The sequence below is a fragment of the Deinococcus radiopugnans ATCC 19172 genome (genome assembly GCF_006335125.1).
Classification (GTDB): Bacteria; Deinococcota; Deinococci; order Deinococcales; family Deinococcaceae; genus Deinococcus; species Deinococcus radiopugnans.
Genome location: NZ_VDMO01000059.1, coordinates 1 through 2,451 on the forward strand (window position 1 = coordinate 1; position 2,451 = coordinate 2,451).

Sequence of the window (2,451 nt, forward strand, 5' to 3'; positions counted from 1 at the left end):
TGGCGCGGAACAGCTGTGCCATGCGCTGCGGTGGAACCTGCCCGAGTTACCTGAGTTGGTCAGGCTACTGAGCACGCCGTTTCACGCATCAGGAGCGGCTTGAAGCTAAGATGTCCGGTACAGAGGGCGGGCCGAAAGATTCGGGGGCGCTCCATGGCCTCCAGGCGGAAAAGGCGCGCGTCCTGTACGCCAACGCCAGCCTGGTGCGGCTGCCCGACAACGTCAGCGACGATCAGGCCCTTCTGATCTCGGACATCTTTCCCACCGCGTATTTCGGCGCGGAACTCGCGGGGGTTCAGGACGGCAGCGTGGTGGTGGTCTTCGGCTGCGGCCCGGTGGGGCAGTTCGCCATCATCAGCGCCCGCCTGCAGGGCGCCACCCGCGTGATCGCCGTGGACCGCGTGCCCAGCCGCCTGGACATGGCCCGCAAGAACGGCGCGGAGGTGATCAATTTCGAAGAAGAGGACCCGATTCAGGCCATCCAGCGCCTGACCGGCGGGGTGGGGGCCGACTGCGTGATCGACGCCGTGGGGGTGGACGCCCAGCACGCCCACGGCGGGCCAGCCGCGCCAGACGCGAACGAGGCTCAGAAATTTGAGGAACAGGTGGAGCAGGTGGCGCCCGAGGCCCAACCGACGAAAGACGGCCAGTGGGTGCCGGGAGACGCGCCCTCGCAGGTGCTGGAGTGGGCCATCGAGGCGGTGAAAAAAGCCGGGCAGATCGGCATCATCGGGGTGTATTCGCCTTCGGTGACCACGTATCCCATCGGCAAGGCCATGAACAAGAACCTGACGGTGCGCATGGGCAACTGCAACCACCGCGTCTATATTCCGCACCTCGTCGATCTGGTGGCAGCGGGCGTGGTCGATCCCACCACCGTGATCACCAAGCAAGAAACCCTGCAGGACGCCGTCAGCTCCTACGAGGCGTTCGACAAGCGCCAGCCCGGCTGGCTGAAGGTAGAACTGGAACCGCAGGCCGGCTGATCCGGCTTGCGCGGCCTCGCCATCCGTCTGAACCCCTGCGCCTTTGGGTCAGCGTGGCGGTCGGAGCGTCAACGGCAGCATGCATGACCTGACAAGGAGCTCCATGAACACGGTCCAGCGTCCCGACAGCTGGGAAGGCCTGCTGGACGCTTTGCAGCGCGACACCTGGAACTCAGAGCTGCGCCGCTTCCGCTCTCCCTACATCTTCCGGGGACAGGGCACCACCGCGCCGCTGACCACCTCGCTCCAGCGGCTCTCGGAAACGCCCCGGGACATCGAGCGCCATCTGATTCGGGCCTTCCGCAAATACGCGCTGGCCACCGTTCCGCCGCAGGCACAGTTGTGGTCCTGGCTGGCCCTGGGGCAGCATCACGGTCTGCCCACCCGGCTGCTGGACTGGACGTACTCGCCGCTGGTGGCCCTGCATTTCGCGACCAGTGACGAGCGCCACGACGACGAGGACGGCGTGGTCTGGATGCCCAACTCTGCGGCCAGCACTGCGGGACTGCCGGAGGAGCTGCGCGTTCTGCTGGCCCATGAGGGCAGCACGGTCTTTACCACCGAGCTGCTGGAGAGCTTCAGTGGCCAGCACGGTGAGGCGACGTCGCCGTTTGACGCCGAAATCGGCTGGCTGGACCGCATGGAGGCCCAGCACGGCGCGCCGTTTCTGCTGTTGCTGGAGCCCCCCTCGGTCGACCAGCGGATCGTGCAGCAGTCGGCCCTCTTCGCCCTGCTGTCGAACCCGGACGTGACGCCGGAACACTGGTTGCAGCAGCAAACGGGGCTGGCCCGGCGGGTGGTGGTCGCGCAACAGCTGAAATGGGAGATTCGGGACCGTCTGGATCAGTTCAATATCACCGAGCGCACGCTGTTTCCGGACCTCAACGGCTTGAGCCAGTGGCTGCGGCGCTACTACCGGCAGCGGCCTGGGGTGGCGGCTGCTCGGGAAGAGGTCCGGACCCCCGAAGACCGCCGTCAGCAGCGGGAATGAACCCCAGTTCTTGCCTGGCCGCCACAGGGGCTGCGGGCCACCGCATCTCGAGCCGCCGGGCGAGCTGAACGGCGTCTCGCTTGAACTCGGCGGAATAGACTGTGCGGTGGGTCATGATGGTGCCTCCTCTTGTCGAGGCTTCTCTCCATCGGCGCAAAACCGGGTCACCCTCAAGCTGGAGTCCGTATCACATCTGGGCACCTGCGCTCAAACCGGATGGGGCACCCTTTGCCTGCCCTGATCCCCAACCATTCGTTGATCACTCGCCGTGGTCAACGGCCCGAGCCGCCGAATGACGTGGACCCACATTCAGGCTGGCGCCTCCCCCATTGCCCAGGCCACGCTTTATACGGACTCCGATTAATTCGTACAGAGAGGCCACCAGTGAAACAGGGTGTGTTGCGTGATGAGATCGGGTTGGGTTTCCAGCCAGGCACACCGTTCACCGAGTGCTTCCTGGAGTTCAGCAAGTGA

At 65.6% G+C, this 2,451-nt stretch carries 2 protein-coding genes; both read left to right on the top strand.

Translation table 11 applies throughout. The annotated features are described in order from the left end of the window. The first annotated feature begins 110 nt into the window (after nt 1-110). A complete protein-coding gene (locus FHR04_RS20615) occupies nt 111-986 on the top strand; it encodes a zinc-binding dehydrogenase (protein ID WP_249039249.1) in 876 nt (291 codons plus the stop codon). A gap of 103 nt (nt 987-1,089) precedes the next feature. Beyond that, on the top strand, nt 1,090-1,977 hold the full coding sequence (locus tag FHR04_RS20620) for an FRG domain-containing protein (protein ID WP_139405046.1): 888 nt from the start codon (nt 1,090-1,092) through the stop codon (nt 1,975-1,977). Nucleotides 1,978-2,451: the final 474 nt, after the last annotated feature.

Excerpts from the sequence above, each read along its gene's own strand:
- FHR04_RS20615 (WP_249039249.1), top strand. The coding sequence starts at position 111 with ATGTCCGGTACAGAGGGCGGGCCGAAAGATTCGGGGGCGCTCCATGGC.
- FHR04_RS20620 (WP_139405046.1), top strand. The coding sequence starts at position 1,090 with ATGAACACGGTCCAGCGTCCCGACAGCTGGGAAGGCCTGCTGGACGCT.